A 16815-nucleotide genomic window follows, 5' to 3' on the forward strand; every position below is an offset into this window, starting at 1 on the left:
GATCTCCTGGATGTTCTCCCCCACCACGGGCAGCGTGGCCCTCACGACGGGGTAAGCGGTGTCCGACAGCACAGTGACTCCTTCGCGAGTGCCGGCGGCGTCGACGGCGCTCTGGTCGCGTTCCGTCAAGCTAGCACCGCCCCTCGGCGCGGGACCAGACATGACGGGCGGTGCACGGCACGAAGTGGGCCAGAATGGGAGGGACGCACCGACCGGGAGAGCTGAAGGGGACCGAACCGACATGACCGAGCAGCAGCAGAGCCTCACGCACCTCCGGGCGGACGGGTCCGCGCACATGGTGGACGTCTCGGCGAAGGACGTGACCACCCGCGAGGCCACCGCGACGGCCACGCTGCGCACCCGCCCCGACGTCGTGGAGCAGGTGTTCGCCGCGGACCTCCCCAAGGGGGACGCCCTGCCGGTCGCCCGGGTGGCGGGGATCATGGCGGCCAAGAAGACCCCGGAGCTGGTCCCGCTGTGCCACCCCCTGCCGATCAGCAGGGCGACCGTGGACTTCGAGCGACTGGCGGACGGCGTGCGGATCACCGCAACGGTGCGGACCCGCGGGGTGACCGGCGTGGAGATGGAGGCGCTGACGGCAGCCTCGGTGGCCGCCCTGACGCTCTACGACATGATCAAGGCGGTGGACAAGCTCGCCGAGATCGACCGGGTCAGGGTGCTCGCGAAGTCCGGCGGCAAGTCCGGGGACTGGGCGCGGACCGACGGGGACGCCGCATGAGGAGCGCCGCCGTCATCGTCGCCTCCACCCGCGCCGCCGCCGGGGTCTACCAGGACCGGAGCGGGCGGATCGCCGCCGACTGGTTCGGCTCCCACGGCTTCGAGGTCGAAGGCCCGTTCGTGGTGGCCGACGGCGCGGACGTGCGCGCCGAGCTCGAGAGGCTGCTCGTGGCCCGCGACCCCGCGGACCGCCCCCGGGTGGTCGTCACCAGCGGGGGGACCGGTCTCGCCCCGGACGACCTCACGCCCGAGGTCACTCGCCCCTTCCTCGACCGTGAGCTGCCCGGCATCATGGAGGCACTGTGGGCGGAGGGCCGGAGGACCACGCCTCTGGCGGTGCTCAGCCGAGGGCACGCCGGGGTCAGCGGCGCCACGTTCGTGGTCAACCTGCCCGGCTCCACCGGCGGGGTCTGGGACGGGCTGAAGGTGCTCGAACCGCTCCTCGACCACATCTGCGACCAGCTCGAGGGCCACCGCGACCGCGGGCACGACCGCCCCCACCCCGACCCCCGACCGCACGAGGAGACCGACCGATGAGCACACCCGGACCGATCCGGGCGGAGACCGCCGTGGTCGGCGCCTTCGTCACCGAGGAGCCCCTGGACCACGCCCGGGCCGTGACAGCCGTGCAGGACGAGCGCACCGGCGCCGTGGTCTGCTTCAGCGGTGTCATCCGCGACCACGACGGCGGCCGCCCCGTCACCAGCCTCGACTACACCTGCCACCCCGGCGCGGACCGGGCCATCCAGGACGTGGCCGGACGGGTCGCCGAGGAGTTCCCCGGGGTGCGGATCTGGGCCGCCCACCGGATCGGCCACCTGCGCGTCGGGGACTCCGCCCTGGAGGCCGCCGTGGCCGCCGCCCACCGCAAGCTCGCCTTCGCCGCCTGTGACGCGCTCGTGGACCGGATCAAGACCGAGGTGCCCATCTGGAAGGAGCAGCGGTTCGCGGACGGCTCCACCGAGTGGGTCGGACTGGACGTCTGAGCGCCGTGGACCTGCCCCCGCTCGTCGAGCCCGCCGCGGAGCTCACCGACGCCGAGCTGCGCCGCTACGCCCGCCACCTGACCGTCCCCGAGATCGGCGAGGAGGGCCAGCGGCGGATCAAGAACGCCCGGGTGCTGTGCGTGGGCGCGGGCGGTCTCGGCTCCCCGGCCCTGCTCTACCTCGCCGCCGCGGGCGTCGGGACCCTCGGCGTCGTCGACGACGACCTCGTGGAGGCCTCCAATCTGCAGCGCCAGGTGATCCACGGCGGGACGACGCTGGGCGCGCCCAAGACCGCCTCGGCCGCCGCGCGGATCGCCGACCTCAACCCGCTGGTGCGCGTCGTGGAGCACCGCGAGCGGCTCACCGCGGGCAACGCGGAGGAGATCCTGTCCGGCTATGACCTCGTGCTGGACGGCACGGACAACTTCGAGACCCGCTACCTCGTCTCCGACGCCTGCGAGCTGGCGGGCCTTCCGCACGTCTGGGGCTCGATCCTGCGCTTCGACGGCCAGTACTCGGTGTTCTGGGGCGCGCTCGGGCCCACCTACCGCGACCTCTACCCCGTGTCCCCGGCGCCGGGGACGGTGCCCGACTGCGCCGAGGCCGGGGTGCTCGGCGTGCTGCCGGGCCTGCTGGGCACCGCCATGGCGGTCGAGGCCGTCAAGCTCGTCACCGGGATCGGCACCACGATGCTCGGCCGGGTCGCCACCTACGACGCCCTCTCGGCGCGCTGGTGGGAGATCCCGCTGTCGCCCACGCCGGGCCGTCCGGCCGTGACGGTCCTGACGGCGGCCGACGACGGTGCTCCCGCCTGCTCGGCGCCCGGCCCCGACCGGCTGCCGGAAAACGTCCCGACCGTGACGGCGCCCGAGCTCGCGCAGCTGCTGGCGGCCCGGGAGCGCGGCGCCGCGGACTTCGAGCTCGTCGACGTCCGGGAGCCCTACGAGGCCCGGCTCGCGGCGATCCCCGGTGCACGGCTGCTCCCGCTCGCGCAGTTCGAGTCCGGGGACGCCTTCGCCCGGATCGCCCCGGGTCGCCGGGTCGTGCTGCACTGCAAGGCCGGGGCGCGCTCCGAGCGGGCCCTGCACCTCCTGCGGGCCGCAGGACACGCCGACGTCGCGCACCTCGAGGGCGGGGTGCTGGCGTGGATCGAGCAGGTGGACCCGTCCCAGCAGCCCTACTGACCGATCCGCACGGCCCCTGCTGCGCGCCTCCCGGGCTACGCGGGGAGCGGACGCCCTGGCCAGGGACCGGTCCCGTCTGCCTACGGTGGGACCGTACCGTCGCCGACGAAAGGATCCACCCGTGTCCCAGAACAGCCTCTCCGCCAGCCGCGTCATCGACGCCCCCGCCGACGCCATCTTCGACGTCCTCAGCCTGCCCTCGCGCCACCAGCAGATCGACGGCTCCGGCACGGTCGTCTCCGGCGACGACCAGCGCATCCAGAAGGTCGGCCAGGTGTTCGTGATGAACATGAACGGCGAGCACATGGGCGGCGACTACGTCATGGAGAACACCGTCTCCGGCTACGACGAGAACAAGCTCCTCGCCTGGAAGCCCAAGCCGCAGGGCGCGGAGCTGGAGGGCTGGGAGTGGATCTGGGAGCTCGAGCCCCAGGGTCCCGGCGCCACGCTGGTCACCGAGACCTACTCGTGGGAGCACGCGACCCCGGAGGCCAGGAAGGCCGTGTCCTTCCCGCTCTTCGAGGAGGGCGCCCTGGAGCACTCTCTCGAGCGGCTCGCGGCGGCCGTCTCCGAGAAGTGAGCGCCTGAGCCGCCACGGCAGGACGGAGCCCGGTCACCGGTGGTGACCGGGCTCCGTCGCGCCCGCGGTCACTGCTGCCGGCGGGCGGCGCGGGCGGAGGCCGCCGCGGGATCGACCCACAGGATCTCCCACTGGTGTCCGTCGGGGTCCCGGAAGCAGCGCGAGCGCAGGAAGCCGTAGTCCTGGGCGTCGCCCTCGGCCCCGCCGGCGCGGACGGCCCGGTCCACGATGGTGTCGATCTCGTCGGGGGAGTCGACGCTGAGCGCGTTGACGACGGAGGCGTCGGCCGGGGTGCCGGGCGTCGCGGGGCCCACCAGGCGCAGGTGGCGGTCCTCGCTCAGGACCATGACGTGCTCGTCCTCGTGGATCTCGACCGTCCCGGCGCCGGTGCCCTCGAAAGCCGGGTGCAGGCGCCAGCCGAGACAGGAGTAGAACCGTTTCGATCTCTCCAGGTCCGAGACGGGAAGGGTGATGAAGTCTGTCGGTGCCATGGTGTTCCCCTTCGTGGTGCGGCGGGACCCGCCCTCAGGATGGCCCTCGGCCGGTGCATCCGCAACGGTGTGACGGAATCCTCGCCCGCGTGTCAGGATCGCATCGGAACGGCATCGGGTCGAGACCGGAATGGGTTCGCGCGCCCCGGGGTTGGAACGGGCATGCGAGTCATCGGAGTCGAGTCGTTCGGAGGGCCCGAGGCCCTCGCCGTGCACGAGGTGCCGGACCCCCACCCCGGCCCCGGGGAGGCGCGGATCCGGGTCCGGGCGGCCGCCGTCAGCCCCACGGACACCGTGCTGCGGGCCGGCGGCCAGCCGCTGGAGCACCTGCGGCCGCCGTACGTGCCGGGGATGGACGCGGCCGGGACCGTCGACGAGGTCGGGGAGGGCAGCGCCTGGCGCGTGGGGGAGGCGGTCATGGCCATCGCCCTGCCGCGCGGGGAGCACGGGGGCGCCTACGCGGAGCTCCTGGTCGCCCCCGACGACTCGATCGCCCGCCTCCCGGCGGACACGGACTTCGCCACGGCGTCCACGCTGCCCATGAACGGCCTCACGGCCCTGCAGATCCTCGAGGTGCTGGATCTGCAGCCCGAGCAGACCCTGGCCGTCACGGGGGCCGCCGGGACCCTGGGCAACTACGTGGTGGAGCTCGCCAAGCACGAGGGCCTGACCGTCGTGGCCGACGCGTCGGTCCACGACCTGGAGCTCGTGGAGAGCCTGGGCGCCGACCACGTGGTCGCCCGCGGTGACGACGTCGCGGAGCGGATCCGTGAGTTCTTCCCCGACGGGGTCGACGCCCTCGTGGACGCCGCCGTGCTCGACGAGAAGGCGGCCCCCGCCGTCCGGGACGGCGGCGGCTTCGCGACCGTGCGGCACTGGACGGGGGATCCGGGCCGCGGGATCACCATGCACCGGATCAGCGTGCCCCACGAGTACCACTCGGGCCGGAAGCTCGACCGGCTGCGCCGGTACGTGGAGGAGGGCGTGCTGTCCTTGCGCGTGGCCGCCGTCCTGCCCGCCGCGGACGCCGCCGAGGCGCACCGACGGCTCGAGGCCGGAGGCGTGCGGGGGCGGCTCGTCCTGGAGTTCTGACGCTCGGCACCCGGAGGGCCGGTCTCGGCCACCGGACCTAGAAGTGGGACCGGTACTGGTGGTCGATGCCGACCTGGTCCACCTTCCGGTGGAAGCGCATCCCGGCCAGGCCGCCCAGGATCGCCGCGAGCAGCGGGATCAGGACGGCGATCACCAGGGCGATGATGCCGCCCGTGGTCAGGGTGCCCTCACCGATCGGGATCCGGGGGAAGCTGTTGAGGTCGCGCAGCACGTTGAACTGCTCGCCCGCGACCGCGCCCAGGACCGCGAGGACGATCGCGATGAGGATCGCCCAGACCCACACGGCCACCCCCTGCTTGGCGCCGTCGAACCGGGCCATGCGCCCGGCCACGTAGCCCCCGGCGAAGTAGGCGATGAAGAGGACCAGGGCGAGGGCGATGCCGCTGACGAGGCCCACGGTGCCGGCGTCCTGGGCCACCTGCTCCGCGATCTCGCCCGGATCCGTGCTGGTCGCCACCCCCACGCCCGCGCCGATCGCGGTGAGCAGGGCGGTGAGCAGCACGGCGATGCCCGTGGCGGTCATCCAGCCGAAGAACGCCGAGCCGAACTTCACGCCCCCGAACTCCCGCTTCTCCGCGGCGACCACCTCCTGCCGCCGCCCCCGTGGGGTGGAGGCGCCCGGCCGGTCCCCCCGGGGCTCCTCGGGGACGGTCGATCCTGACGAATCCTGGCGTGCCATGGTGCTCTCCTCGTCTCCGACCATCAGCTTGCTTAACATGCTCCTCTCCTCGACCTCGGTCCGCAATGGCTGCGGCCGCCTTCCGCAGGGCGTGCGCCACGTCACCACGGGGCATAGGCTGATGCCTCCGGGCCGCCCAGCACGGCGGTCCGCGCGCTGCACGGAGGAAGGGCCACGATCATGGAGAACACTCCCGACTTCAGTCCCCGCACGGCCGTGGTGACCGGATCCGACTCCGGCATCGGGCGTGCGACCGCCGTGGCGCTCGCGGCGGCCGGCATGGACGTGGGGATCACCTGGCACCGGGACGAGCAGGGCGCCGAAAGGACGGCGGAGGAGGTCCGGTCCTACGACCGCCGGGCCGTGGTGGCGCGGCTGGACACGACGGAGCTGGAGAGCTGCGGTGCCGTCGTCGACGGCCTGGTGGAGCGGCTGGGCAGCCTGGACGTGTTCGTGAACAACTCGGGCACGGGGGCCAACGTCCCGTTCCTGGAGACGTCACTGGGCACGTGGCGCAAGGTGCTGGCCACCGATCTCGACGGCGCGTTCCTGTGCCTCCAGGCGGCGGCACGGCACATGGTGGCCGCCGGCCGGGGCGGCCGGCTGATCGCCGTCACGAGCGTCCACGAGCACGTGCCCCGGGTCGGCTCGAGCGCCTACGACGCCGCCAAGCACGGCCTCGGCGGACTCGTGAAGACCATCGCGCTGGAGCTGGGGGAGCACGGGATCACCGCGAACTCGGTGGCGCCGGGGGAGATCGCGACCCCGATGACGGGGCAGGAGGACGAGAACCCGCGGGCCACCCACCGTCCCGGCGTGCCGCTGGGCCGGCCCGGGGACGCCCGCGAGATCGCCTCGGTCATCGCGTTTCTCGCGTCCCCGGCCTCCGCCTACGTCACCGGGGCGTCCTGGGTCGTCGACGGCGGCATGGTGCAGATGGGGCCGCAGGCGGGCTCCCACCTGACGAGCGACGAGTGGCGGAAGGGCTAGCCGCTCCCGCGCCGCAGGACGACCCGGTTCCCCGGCGGACCGGAGCACCGACCGGAGCACCCGCCGGAGGGCACCGGCACGCCGCCCGTGGCCGCCCGTCCGCGCCTGCCGGTCGGGGGACGGGCCCTCACTGATCGAAGTGGGTGGCGGCCGGGCCCTGGCCGACGGTGGGGACCAGCTCCGCGGCCAGGTAGCGCAGCTTGACGTTGCGGTGGCTGGAGGCGGCCCGGAGGATGTCGAAGGCCTGCTCCTGGGAGCAGCGGTTCTGGCCCATGACGATGCCCACGGCCAGGTCGATGGCGGTGCGCGACGCCATGGCCGCCTTCAGGTCCGCCTCGGTGTCCCGGTGCTTCTCCATCCGCACCGCCAGGCGCAGCGCGCTGGACGCGGAGGCCACCTCGCGCTGGATGACCTCGATCGTCGCCGGGTCGAACTTGTGGGGGCGGTCGGCGTAGACGTCCAGGGCGGCGGCGGCCTCGCCGGCGAGCTCCAGGGGCACCCCCAGGGCGGAGCGGATGCCGTTGGCGGCGGCGGCCCGGCCGTACTCGGGCCACCGAGGGTCGGAGCGGGTGTCCGCGACGTGGACCAGCCGGTGCTCGCGGCAGGCCGTCAGGCACGGCCCGTCGCCGTAGTGGTACTGGATCTCGTCCAAAGCCTCGGCCGCGGGGCTGGAGGAGGCCACGGTGGAGGACCTCTTCGGCCGCAGCAGGGTGACCGCGCACCACACCTCGTCCCCGCCGGTGGACAGGGCCTGGGCGATGACGGCCGTGAGGCCGTCGAGGAAGGACGTGATGTCCTCGCTCTCGAGCAGCAGCTCGTGCGGGGGTGCCGCGGGCGAGCCGCCCGTCTCGTGCTCCGTCATGGTCGTCCTCCGGTGGTCGCAGCGGGCACGCGGTGCGGGTGCCGTCGGCCCTGGCCGTCGCGAGACCTCGCAGTTCTCAGGATCCATCATGCCGTGTTCCCGGGGCGTCCGCTCCCGCCGCCGGAGCGGCCGCGGGAGGGGTGAGCGGCTCCGGGGCACCCCGCGGCAGGCCGGAAAACGCACGGACCGGTGGCCGGGCCGGAAGGGGAGACCTACTCTGGACAGAGGTCGAGCAGACGGCCGTGCGGCTGATGGCATGCGACGAAGGATGCTCTCGTGGACCACAAGCTCTCCGTGCTCGTCCAGGTCGATCTGGACGGTGCCTACGTGCGCCTGGCCGTCACCGGGTGCCTGACCGAGGCCAACCAGCACGCCCTGTATCCGCTGGTGCGCCGGGCCCGGACGCTGATCCCCCCGGTGACCGTCAGCGTCGATCTCACCGCCGCGGGCCATGTCGAGGAGATCGCGGTGGACCTGCTGCGCTGGGCCGTCGACCACGACGCGGCCCCCGACGGGTCCGGTCGCGTGGAGGTGCTGGTCCCCGACGCCCTTCCTGCCCACCGGCCCGCCGCGACCTCCGTCGTGCGCCGCCTGGAGGCCTCGGGATGGGGCGGTTGACCGGGACCACCGGCCGGACCCGCAGCTGAGGGGCCCACGGACCAGGACGGGGCCGGGCTGGCCTAGAGTGGGGGCCGCAACCTCCGCCTGCGTCCGCTCCTGCACGCACCGACCCGAGAACTGAGGCCCCGGTGAGCGTTTCGTCCACCGCCGTCGCGTCCCGCACCGGACGCACGTCGGCGCTGACCGGTCTGGTGTGGCTGCTGCTGGTGGGCGTGCTGGTGCGGTCCGTGTGGCTGGTCTTCGACGGCAGCATCGACCTGGAGGTCTACCGGCTCGGCGGCATGGCCGTGGTGGACCGGCACGGGTTCGACGACGAGCTCTACGGCCCCGGGCTCAGTCAGCACGACGACGGCGGACTGCCCTTCACCTACCCGCCGTTCGCGGCGCTGCTGTTCGTGCCGCTCGCCTATCTCCCCCAGTGGCTCACCGAACTCGCCCTGGGGCTCGCCACGATGGGCCTCGCAGGGATCCTCTCGGCCGTGCTCCTGCGCTACGCGGCCGTCCGCGGCCGCCCGCTGCCCCTGCAGACCCTGCTGGGCCCGGCCACCGCCGTGGCCGCGGGCACCGCCGTGCTGCTGTGGTCGGGGCCCTGGATGCGCAACGTCGGTCTGGGGCAGATCAACGCGCTGCTCCTCGCACTGGTGCTGTACGACCTGCTGCGCACCCGCGACGACACCCTGCTGGGCAGGGTCCCCCGCGGGTTCTGGATCGGGCTGGCCGCCGGCATCAAGCTGACCCCTCTGGCGTTCGGGCTGGTGTTCCTCGTGCGCGGGCAGCTGCGGCCGATCCTCACGATGGGCCTCACGTTCGCCGCGACCGTCCTGATCGGCTTCCTGGTGCTGCCGCGGGACGCGGTGGTGTTCTGGTCCGAGGCCGTGGTCAGCGACGAACGCGTCGGCAGCACCGCGTACGTCGACAACACGTCGCTGCAGGGGGTGCTCCTCCACCTCGGCGTCCCGGGGGTGGTGGAGCCCCTGCTGCGCTGGGCGCTGATTCTCGCCATGGTCGTCGGCGTCGCCCTGCTCATCCGGGTCCTCGCCGCCCGGGGGATGATCCTCTCCGTGGTGGTGGTCAACGCCCTCGTCATGCTCTACATGTCCCCGGTCACCTGGTCCCACCACCACCTGTGGTGGGGCCTCGTGTTCACGGCGCTGTGGGTCGAGGCCTGGCCGGCGTTCCTCCGGGACGGTCCGCGCCGGTCCGCCCTGGTGCTGGGCGGGGTCGCCCTCGTGGGCCTGTACGTCGGACCGATCCGCTGGGACGCGTGGCTGCGCCCCCTGGGGGTCTCCGGGCCCGTGATCGACGCCGTGGCCGCGATGTCCTATCTCGCCCTGTTCCTGCTCCTGGCCCTGTGGGTGGTCGCGGGGCTCCGCGCGGGGGCCCGGGACGCCGGTGGCGCGGGTCGTGCCTGAGCCCGGCGCCTGGACCGGCTACGACCGCGGCAGCCGCGGCTACCGCCGGGTGCTGCTGGCCCTGCTCTGCGCCGGGGTGGCGACGTTCGCCCAGCTCTACTCCGTGCAGGGCGTGCTGCCGCTCATGGCCGCGGACCTCGGGATCGACGCCGCGAAGGCGTCCCTGGGCGTCTCCGCCGCGACCTTCGGCCTCGCCGTGGGCGTCCTGCCGTGGTCCGTGGTCTCCGACCGGTGGGGCCGGCTGCGGACCATGGTGATGGCCGTCGTGTCCGCCACGGTCCTGGGGCTCGTGATGCCCCTGGCGCCGAGCTTCGAGACGGTGGTGGCGCTGCGCTTCGCGGAGGGAGTCGCCCTGGGCGGGATCCCCGCCGTGGCCATGGCCTACCTCGCGGAGGAGCTCGACCGCCGGCACGCCGCCGTGGCCGCCGGCACCTACGTGGCGGGCACCAGCCTGGGCGGCCTCGCCGGGCGCATCATCGCCGCGCCCGTGGGCGACGCGTTCGGCTGGCGGACCGGCACGATCACGGTGAGCGTGCTCGCCGCCCTCGCCGCCGTGGTCTTCATCGTCATCGCCCCGCGCCAGCGCGGTTTCGTGCGCCAGACCGTCCGGCTCGCCGGGCCGGCCGGTCTGCTGGGGCGTCTGCGCGCCAACCTCGCCGACCGCGGTCTGTGGGTGCTCTACCTGCAGGGCTTCCTGCTCATGGGCGGGTTCGTGGCGATCTACAACTACCTGGGCTTCCACCTCGGCGAGGAGCCGTTCGGGGTGTCCCAGACCGTGGTGAGCCTCCTGTTCCTCGCCTACCTCTCGGGCACCTGGTCCTCCGGGACCGCTGGACGGATCGCGGCGGCCCACGGGCGCCGGGTGGTACTGGCGAGCAGCGGGATCGTCATGCTCGCCGGGCTGCTGGCCACGCTCGTCCCGTCGATCCCCGTGATCGTGCTGGGGCTGCTGCTGTTCACCGCCGGCTTCTTCGCCGCGCACGCCGTGGCCTCCGGGTGGGTGCCGGTGCGCTCCCGCACCGGCAAGGCGCAGGCCTCGTCCCTCTACACGCTCTTCTACTACGCCGGCTCGTCCGTGCTGGGCACGGCCGGCGGGGTCTTCTACACGGCTGTCGGCTGGGGCGGGGCCGTCGGTTTCGTGGCGGCCCTCGTGGTCCTCGCCGTGCTCCTGGTGCTCACGGTCCTGCGGGAGCCCGAGCCGGCCTGAGCGCCCCGCTGGGGGAGCGGGCTCAGTCCTCGGTGCCGCCCCACTGCAGGGGGAGCACCTCGAAGGAGCTCGCGAGCGGCACTCCGAGCCGCTCGCCCACGGCGGCGGCGTTGCCCCGCAGGAAGGCGTCCGGGTCGAAGTCGGTCCAGCCCAGGCCCTCGAGGTAGGCGCGGTGGGCGCGCAGGGACTCCACGCCGGCGTCGAAGGTCTCCGTGACGTCCGCCGCGTGCCGGGCACCGGGCGAGGCCGCCGCCCACACCGCCAGCACGTCGGGCCACGGCTGCAGGCCCTCCTCGACCTGCTCCGCGAAGACCCACCGGTTGCCGGCGTCCCGCACGGCGTCCAGGGTGGCCCGGCCCGTGGCGATGTGGTCCGCCTGGTTCAGGTTGGTGGCGTTGTCCCAGGTGTCGCGGAAGTTGTTGGTGATCACCACGTCCGGGCGGTGCCGGCGGACCACCTCCGCGATCCGCCGCCGCAGCGCGACCCCGTACTCGAGCACCCCGTCCGGCTGGTGCAGGAACTCCACCTGCTCCACGCCCACGATCCGGCACGACTCCCGCTGCTCCGCCTCCCGGAGCGGCCCGCACTGCTGCGGCTCGAGCCCGTCGATGCCGGCCTCCCCGCTCGTGACGAGGCAGTAGACCACGTCCTTGCCCTGTCCGGTCCAGCGGGCCACGGCCGCGGCGGCGCCGAACTCCATGTCGTCCGGGTGCGCGACCACCACCAGGGCGCGCTGCCAGTTCTCGTCGACGTGCGTGAGCGGAGTCTCAGTCATGGTCCCCATCATGGCCCCGGCGCCACGGACCGGCAACGCGACGGCCCTGCCGGTGCCGACAGGCCGGGAGGACGCGCCGTCCCCGCAGGAGCGGTGGTGCAGCTCAGCGGCCGGGGGCGGCGGGCACGACCGGCAGCGTCTCCGTCCGCGCCTCCGCCGGCGACACCGGCTCCGCGGCCTCGGCCGGGGCCTGGTCCGCGACCCGGGCCGTGACCTCGTGCGCCACCTCGTCCGGGCGCCGTCCGCGGTCCCGGACCGCGCCCGCGAGCTGCCACAGTGCGTAGCCGAACAGGGCCGCGGCGACCAGCAGGACCCCGCCGCGCTTCTGCTCCGCGTCCAGGAGCGTGGCGGCGTAGCCGGCCCAGGGCACGTGGTATTTCACCAGGCCGCGCAGCTGGGTGGCGGTGACCGGGTCCGCGTCCGGGGCGGCGTTGGCGTCGCCCTGGGTCGTGAAGCTGCGCCGTCCCTCGCCGTCCACGGCGACGCCCACGATCCGGTGGGTGACCAGGGTCGGATCGTCCGGACGGGGCATGAACGTCACGACGTCCCCGGTGCTCAGCCCCGCGGCGTCGTCCTCGCCCTCGAGAGGGGCGACCACGACCTGGCTGCCGGTCGGGACGGTCGGCCCCATCGAGCCGGAGAGCACCGTCAGCGGCACCCAGCCCAGGGCGAGCGGCACGACGACGACGGCGAGCAGCAGCGCGGCCACCGCGGTCAGGGCGATCACGAGCAGCGGATGGACGGTCTTGCGGAGCGCGGTGCTCATGACGGGAGTCCTTCACAGTTGATGTGGCCGCTTCCGCCCGGAGTCTTGATCCTCCACGCGTAGGCGCTGTCCACGTGGGGGGTGCCTCCGGTGGCGAACACGGCCCGGACGAGAACCTCGTGATCCTGGCTGGGGCGGAGGTGCGACGGCTTCAGCAGGTCGGAGGCGGTGACCTGAGCCGTTCGCGCCGCGCCGTCCCGCACGGTCTGCACCTGTGTGGGCGCCCCGGTGGTGCCGGCTGGGCGCACCCAGATCTGCCACTCGGTGACGGCCGGAACGCCGGAGCGCTCGGTCCATTCCCACCGGAGCAGCGCGGCGCTCTTGTCCGCACCGCACTGCGCCGCGTCCTGCACCACCGGGCGGGCCGCAGCGGTCGCGGGCGGTTGCTCCACCGGCGGCTGTTCCACGGCCGGCAGCTCCACCGTGAACGGCGCCGTCCAGGAGCGGGTCGTCGACCACGTGCCGTCCCCGAGGGAGGCTGCCTCCACCTGGGTGACGACCTGCAGCACCTGCCCGTCCAGCGGACGCAGCGCGTCCTCGGCGACGGCGTCGGTCGAGACGGTCAGGCACATTCCGGCGGGCCGGTCCCGATCCAGGGGCGCCCAGGTTCCGCCGCCGACGGCCACCGGGGCGGGCCCGCCCGGCGCGACAGCCGTCCACTGCGCCGGGGACTCCGCGGCGGCGCAGTCCGCGCCGGCGCGGTAGGCGAAGCGCATGCCCTGCGGCGGAGCCACGGACCCCCCGCTGGAGTCCAGGAGGGCGACCTGCAGCGGCCGGTACCGGACGCCGAACCCGGAGGTGTTGGTGAGGGTCGCCGAGTCCTGGACGCCGCCGACCTCGAAGCCGACCCGGCCCGTGGTCAGGGCGGGCACCGCGGCCTGTGCGGAGGCGGACCAGCGCGCCTGGGTCCCGCCGTTCGGGGTCGTGAGAACGATGGCGGCCAGCAGGACGAGGACGCCGAGCACGTAGGCCGTGGGGGTGCGGTACTGGCGCAAGGTAACTCCTGGGGGATCAGTTCTGGGTGAGGGCGACCGTGAGGGAGCCCGGGTCGACGGCTGCGCCCTGGGCAGAGGGGTCCGGGGAGACCTCGTAGGTGACGGTGACGTCGTAGGCCGCGCCGTCGTGGGCCGCGGTCACCGTCCACGAGGACGGCCCGGGACCGGGGGACGCCGGCAGCACTCCGGAGGCCGGCACCAGCTCGACGCGCGGCACGACCGCACTGCCGGCCGGCACGCCGGGATCGACCGTGAGGGTCGCGGTGAGGTTCGTGCCCTCGACGTCGAGGGTCGCCCGGCTCGTGACGACGACGGCGTCGCCGGCGGCCAGTGCGGACAGGGTGGCCGCCGCTCCGGTGAGGTCGGTGGCCTCGCGCCGGACCGCACCCGTGACCGGATCGAAGTCGGCGTGGTGGAGGGTCGCCCGTGCGGGCTCCAGCGCCACGTCGAGGGCGCCGGTGCTGACGGCCTGCGTCTCGAGCGGAGCCACGTCGGACCAGCGGGCGGCCGTGCCGAGACCGTTGCCGAGCAGCGTGAGGGCCAGGAGCGAGGCCGCGGCGGCGGCGAGGGTGCGGCCGGCGGTCGAGGGTCGGGGTCGGTCGGTGCGCGTCATGGGAGCCTCTGAGGGATGAGACGGAGCGAGACGGGGTGCGAGGGGTGGAGCGCCCCGGTGCGGCGTCGTCGCCGCACCGGGGTCTTCCGGAACCTTCCGGGGCCGATCGGCCCCGCGCGGTCACTGTTGGGCGAGGACGAGCTTGGTGCCGCTCAGCGACTTGGACACGTTCTCGCCGTCGTTGCCGGTGGTCTTGTCCGCGTCCCAGGTGAACGTGGCGACGGCCTTTACGACATCCCCGTTGTCCCTCTCGGTGATCGGGTAGGAGTCCTCGGCTGACTTGTCGCCACTGGTCAGGGAGACGTTGTAAGTCACGTAGCCGGCCCGTTCGAGTGCGTCGATCTCCTGCTGGAGCTGTGCCGGGAGCTGCAGCTTCAGGGACCCGTTCAGGTTGTCGCCCTTCGCGATCACCTTGGTGGCGGCGTGGAGCGCGATGGTGTCACCGGGAACCATCCGGTACTTGGCCGGATCGATGGTGTTCCCGGCACCGTCCTTCCAGGACACGGTCGTGCTCTCCATGGAGAGCTCTCCGGCCGTGACGATGTCTCCCGAGGCAATGGCCTGCTCCTCGGACCACTTCGAGAAGGTGCCGCCACCGGCGGCGAGGAGGCCGACGGCCACGGCGCCGGCCAGGACGGCCTTGCCGGCGCGCCGGTTCTTGCCACCCTGCGCGGGGGACTCGGACAGGTGGGTCTGCGATGCAGTGTTCATGGTTCCGCCTTCGAGCGAGAGAGGGGTGAGAGAAAGGAACGTGCGGGATCGGTGCGCGTGTCGTGCCGGGCATCCGGTGGGGTGTCCGCGGAGGCGGCGGTGACCCGGTCTCCTCCGGATGACGGAGGGACGGGGAGCCCGCTGCGACGGCCGCGCCTCGGCGCGCCGGCCCGGGGAACCGCAGTGGATCGCCCGGGGAGTTCGCCGGCAGCCCTGCCGCCGAATTCCCTTGACACGTCAACCCTAGACAAAAGTCTATGAATTCGAACAGGCTTGTCCTGTCCCCACTTCACCTGACGTTACTACCCGGTAATGTCCCCGGTTCGGCCTGCATCGAGGGTGGCCCTAGGATGCCGGGGAGGCCTCCCGCCCGGAGGGGCCGGGACCGGAGGACCGCCATGACCCGTGCTTCCCAGCGGCGCCGCGTGCACCGGTACACCGCCGACGGCGACGGGACCGGGCGGGCGGACACCCTGGCCGGCGAGGAGCCCCTGGAGATCCGGCTCGACGGGAGCCCGTTCACCGTGACCATGCGCACGCCCGGCCACGACTTCGACCTCGTGGCCGGATTCCTCGTCTCCGAGGGCGTGGTGCGCGCGCCGTCCGAGATCGTGCAGATGGACTACCGCAGCGGCATCGGCCCGGACGGGCAGCGGACCTACAACGTGGTGGAGGTGCGGCTCGCGCCCGGGGTCGCCCTGCCGGACACCTCCATGGAGCGGCACGTCTACACGTCGTCGTCGTGCGGGGTCTGCGGCACGGCGTCCATCGAGGCCGTCACCAAGGTCTCCTCCTTCGACCCGGCCGCGGACCGGACCCCGCTGTCCGTGCCCGCGCTCCTCGCCCTGCCGGACCGGCTGCGCACCGGGCAGAAGCTGTTCTCCACGACCGGGGGCGTCCACGCCGCGGGCCTCTTCCGTTTCCCGGACGGTCCGGCCAGGACCGGCGAAGGGGCCGCTGAGGGTGCCGGTTCCGGAGAGCCGGAGCTGCTGTGCGTGCGCGAGGACGTGGGCCGGCACAACGCCGTGGACAAGGTGGTGGGCTGGGCGCTGCGCGAGAACCTCCTGCCCCTGAGCTCCACCGTCCTGCAGGTCTCGGGCCGCGCCTCGTTCGAACTGGTGCAGAAGGCGTACATGGCCGGCATCCCGGCGCTCGCGGCCGTCTCGGCGCCCTCGGCCCTCGCCGTGGACCTCGCGGACCAGGCGGGTCTCACCCTGCTCGGTTTCAGCCGTGGGACCTCGTTCAACGCCTACGCCCACCGGGAGCGCCTCGTCCCCTGAGCGGGCAAGGGAGCGCCCCGGTGCTGGCTACGATGGGGTCATGAAGCCCTTCCTGCTGCTCGCCACCCGCGCCGAGGACGACGTCGCGGACGAGGAGTACGAGACCATCTGCCGCTTCAGCGGCCTGCAGGAGAGCCACCTCCACCGGGTGAGGCTGGAGGCCGGGCCCATGCCGCCGATCGACCTCGAGCGCTACTCCGGGGTCATCATCGGCGGATCCCCGTTCAACTCCTCCGATCCGCCGCAGCTGAAGTCCGAGGTGCAGCGACGGGCCGAGTCGGAGATGCGGGGCCTGCTCGACGAGGTCGTCGCCCGGGACTTCCCCTTCCTCGGCGCCTGCTACGGCGTCGGCACCCTGGGCACGCACCAGGGCGGGATCGTGGACCGCACCCGCGGCGAGGAGATCGGCGTCATCGAGGTCACCCTCACCGAGGAAGGGCGGCAGGACCCGCTGCTCCGGGAGTTCCCGCCCGCGTTCCACGGGTTCGTGGGGCACAAGGAGGGCACGCGCACCCTGGCGCCCGCCGCCGTCCTGCTGGCGACCGGCACGGGGTGCCCCGTCCAGATGTTCCGGGTCAAGCAGAACCTCTACGCGACCCAGTTCCACCCGGAGCTCGACGCCCCCGCGCTGCTCAACCGGATCGAGGCGTACAAGGAGCACGGGTACTTCCCGCTCGCCGAGGCCGAGGACGTCAAGGACCGCGTCCGCACGGGGCCGCCCGTGACCGAGCCCGCGAAGATCCTCGCCGCGTTCGTGGACCGCTACGTCCGGTGAGTCCCCGGCGGACCGGGGCTCGCACCCCCGAACTGTC

The 16815-nt window shown here is 73.6% G+C and carries 20 protein-coding genes; 12 read left to right on the top strand and 8 right to left on the bottom strand.

From position 1 onward, the window contains the following. Window positions 1-241: 241 nt before the first annotated feature. The 5 genes from moaC to ACFYE1_RS05125 all read left to right on the top strand — a co-directional run bounded on the left by moaC (window position 242) and on the right by ACFYE1_RS05125 (window position 3488). Entirely contained in the window at window positions 242-739 is a 498-nt protein-coding gene (gene moaC / locus ACFYE1_RS05105; protein WP_387740658.1) for a cyclic pyranopterin monophosphate synthase MoaC, read from the top strand. Next, window positions 736-1275 (top strand): MogA/MoaB family molybdenum cofactor biosynthesis protein, encoded by a 540-nt coding sequence (locus ACFYE1_RS05110; RefSeq protein ID WP_387740660.1) that lies wholly within the window; start codon window positions 736-738, stop codon window positions 1273-1275. The genes moaC and ACFYE1_RS05110 overlap by 4 nt, the downstream gene beginning before the upstream one ends. Further along, on the top strand, window positions 1272-1724 hold the full coding sequence (locus ACFYE1_RS05115; RefSeq protein WP_387740662.1) for a molybdenum cofactor biosynthesis protein MoaE: 453 nt from the start codon (window positions 1272-1274) through the stop codon (window positions 1722-1724). Before ACFYE1_RS05110 ends, ACFYE1_RS05115 begins: the two co-directional genes overlap by 4 nt. A 5-nt stretch (window positions 1725-1729) precedes the next feature. Then, window positions 1730-2908 (top strand): molybdopterin-synthase adenylyltransferase MoeB, encoded by a 1179-nt coding sequence (moeB, locus tag ACFYE1_RS05120; protein WP_387740663.1) that lies wholly within the window; start codon window positions 1730-1732, stop codon window positions 2906-2908. 121 nt (window positions 2909-3029) lie between these two features. Further along, on the top strand, window positions 3030-3488 hold the full coding sequence (locus ACFYE1_RS05125) for an SRPBCC family protein (RefSeq protein WP_387740665.1): 459 nt from the start codon (window positions 3030-3032) through the stop codon (window positions 3486-3488). 68 nt (window positions 3489-3556) lie between these two features. On the opposite strand, the gene ACFYE1_RS05130 is transcribed toward ACFYE1_RS05125, so the two are convergent. Beyond that, complete coding sequence (locus tag ACFYE1_RS05130) at window positions 3557-3979, bottom strand: VOC family protein (RefSeq protein WP_387740667.1); 423 nt, start codon at window positions 3977-3979, stop codon at window positions 3557-3559. Between the two features lie 162 nt (window positions 3980-4141). Here ACFYE1_RS05130 and ACFYE1_RS05135 point away from each other — a divergent pair, with 162 nt between their 5' ends. Continuing rightward, window positions 4142-5071, top strand: coding sequence for an NADP-dependent oxidoreductase (locus ACFYE1_RS05135; protein WP_387740668.1), 930 nt, complete (start codon window positions 4142-4144; stop codon window positions 5069-5071). A 37-nt stretch (window positions 5072-5108) separates the two neighbouring features. Here ACFYE1_RS05135 and ACFYE1_RS05140 read toward each other — a convergent pair whose 3' ends face one another. Then, window positions 5109-5810, bottom strand: a complete 702-nt coding sequence (locus ACFYE1_RS05140; protein ID WP_387740670.1) for a hypothetical protein — start codon at window positions 5808-5810, stop codon at window positions 5109-5111. 141 nt (window positions 5811-5951) lie between these two features. Between ACFYE1_RS05140 and ACFYE1_RS05145 the strand changes: the two genes are divergently transcribed. Then, the gene (locus ACFYE1_RS05145) at window positions 5952-6761 is read left to right on the top strand and encodes an SDR family oxidoreductase (RefSeq protein ID WP_387740672.1); all 810 of its coding nucleotides are present in this window, start codon (window positions 5952-5954) and stop codon (window positions 6759-6761) included. A 127-nt stretch (window positions 6762-6888) separates the two neighbouring features. On the opposite strand, the gene ACFYE1_RS05150 is transcribed toward ACFYE1_RS05145, so the two are convergent. After that, window positions 6889-7623 (bottom strand): GAF and ANTAR domain-containing protein, encoded by a 735-nt coding sequence (locus ACFYE1_RS05150; protein WP_387740674.1) that lies wholly within the window; start codon window positions 7621-7623, stop codon window positions 6889-6891. A gap of 276 nt (window positions 7624-7899) precedes the next feature. Here ACFYE1_RS05150 and ACFYE1_RS05155 point away from each other — a divergent pair, with 276 nt between their 5' ends. The 3 genes from ACFYE1_RS05155 to ACFYE1_RS05165 all read left to right on the top strand — a co-directional run bounded on the left by ACFYE1_RS05155 (window position 7900) and on the right by ACFYE1_RS05165 (window position 10863). After that, window positions 7900-8241: a hypothetical protein gene (locus ACFYE1_RS05155; RefSeq protein WP_387740676.1), complete on the top strand. Its 342-nt coding sequence runs from the start codon at window positions 7900-7902 to the stop codon at window positions 8239-8241. A gap of 131 nt (window positions 8242-8372) precedes the next feature. Further along, window positions 8373-9656: a glycosyltransferase 87 family protein gene (locus ACFYE1_RS05160; protein ID WP_387740678.1), complete on the top strand. Its 1284-nt coding sequence runs from the start codon at window positions 8373-8375 to the stop codon at window positions 9654-9656. Continuing rightward, window positions 9649-10863 (top strand): MFS transporter, encoded by a 1215-nt coding sequence (locus tag ACFYE1_RS05165; RefSeq protein ID WP_387740680.1) that lies wholly within the window; start codon window positions 9649-9651, stop codon window positions 10861-10863. Before ACFYE1_RS05160 ends, ACFYE1_RS05165 begins: the two co-directional genes overlap by 8 nt. 22 nt (window positions 10864-10885) lie before the next feature. On the opposite strand, the gene ACFYE1_RS05170 is transcribed toward ACFYE1_RS05165, so the two are convergent. The 5 genes from ACFYE1_RS05170 to ACFYE1_RS05190 form a co-directional block, all read right to left on the bottom strand. Further along, complete coding sequence (locus tag ACFYE1_RS05170; RefSeq protein WP_387740682.1) at window positions 10886-11638, bottom strand: PIG-L deacetylase family protein; 753 nt, start codon at window positions 11636-11638, stop codon at window positions 10886-10888. Between the two features lie 103 nt (window positions 11639-11741). Further along, window positions 11742-12404 carry a signal peptidase I gene (locus ACFYE1_RS05175; protein ID WP_387740684.1) on the bottom strand — a complete coding sequence of 221 codons (663 nt, stop codon included), beginning with the start codon at window positions 12402-12404 and terminating at the stop codon, window positions 11742-11744. Then, on the bottom strand, window positions 12401-13399 hold the full coding sequence (locus ACFYE1_RS05180) for a hypothetical protein (RefSeq protein ID WP_387740686.1): 999 nt from the start codon (window positions 13397-13399) through the stop codon (window positions 12401-12403). Before ACFYE1_RS05180 ends, ACFYE1_RS05175 begins: the two co-directional genes overlap by 4 nt. Before the next feature lie 16 nt (window positions 13400-13415). After that, a complete protein-coding gene (locus tag ACFYE1_RS05185; protein WP_387740688.1) occupies window positions 13416-14012 on the bottom strand; it encodes a hypothetical protein in 597 nt (198 codons plus the stop codon). A gap of 120 nt (window positions 14013-14132) precedes the next feature. After that, window positions 14133-14723, bottom strand: a complete 591-nt coding sequence (locus tag ACFYE1_RS05190; RefSeq protein ID WP_387740690.1) for an alternate-type signal peptide domain-containing protein — start codon at window positions 14721-14723, stop codon at window positions 14133-14135. Window positions 14724-15121: 398 nt separating this feature from the next. On the opposite strand from ACFYE1_RS05190, the gene fdhD reads away from it, so the two are divergent. Continuing rightward, window positions 15122-16003 (top strand): formate dehydrogenase accessory sulfurtransferase FdhD, encoded by an 882-nt coding sequence (gene fdhD / locus ACFYE1_RS05195; RefSeq protein WP_387740692.1) that lies wholly within the window; start codon window positions 15122-15124, stop codon window positions 16001-16003. A gap of 40 nt (window positions 16004-16043) precedes the next feature. Beyond that, a complete protein-coding gene (locus ACFYE1_RS05200) occupies window positions 16044-16778 on the top strand; it encodes a glutamine amidotransferase (protein WP_387740694.1) in 735 nt (244 codons plus the stop codon). The last annotated feature ends 37 nt before the right edge of the window (window positions 16779-16815 follow it).

The sequence above is a fragment of the Kocuria nitroreducens genome, from assembly GCF_042879195.1.
GTDB lineage: Bacteria > Actinomycetota > Actinomycetes > Actinomycetales > Micrococcaceae > Kocuria > Kocuria nitroreducens.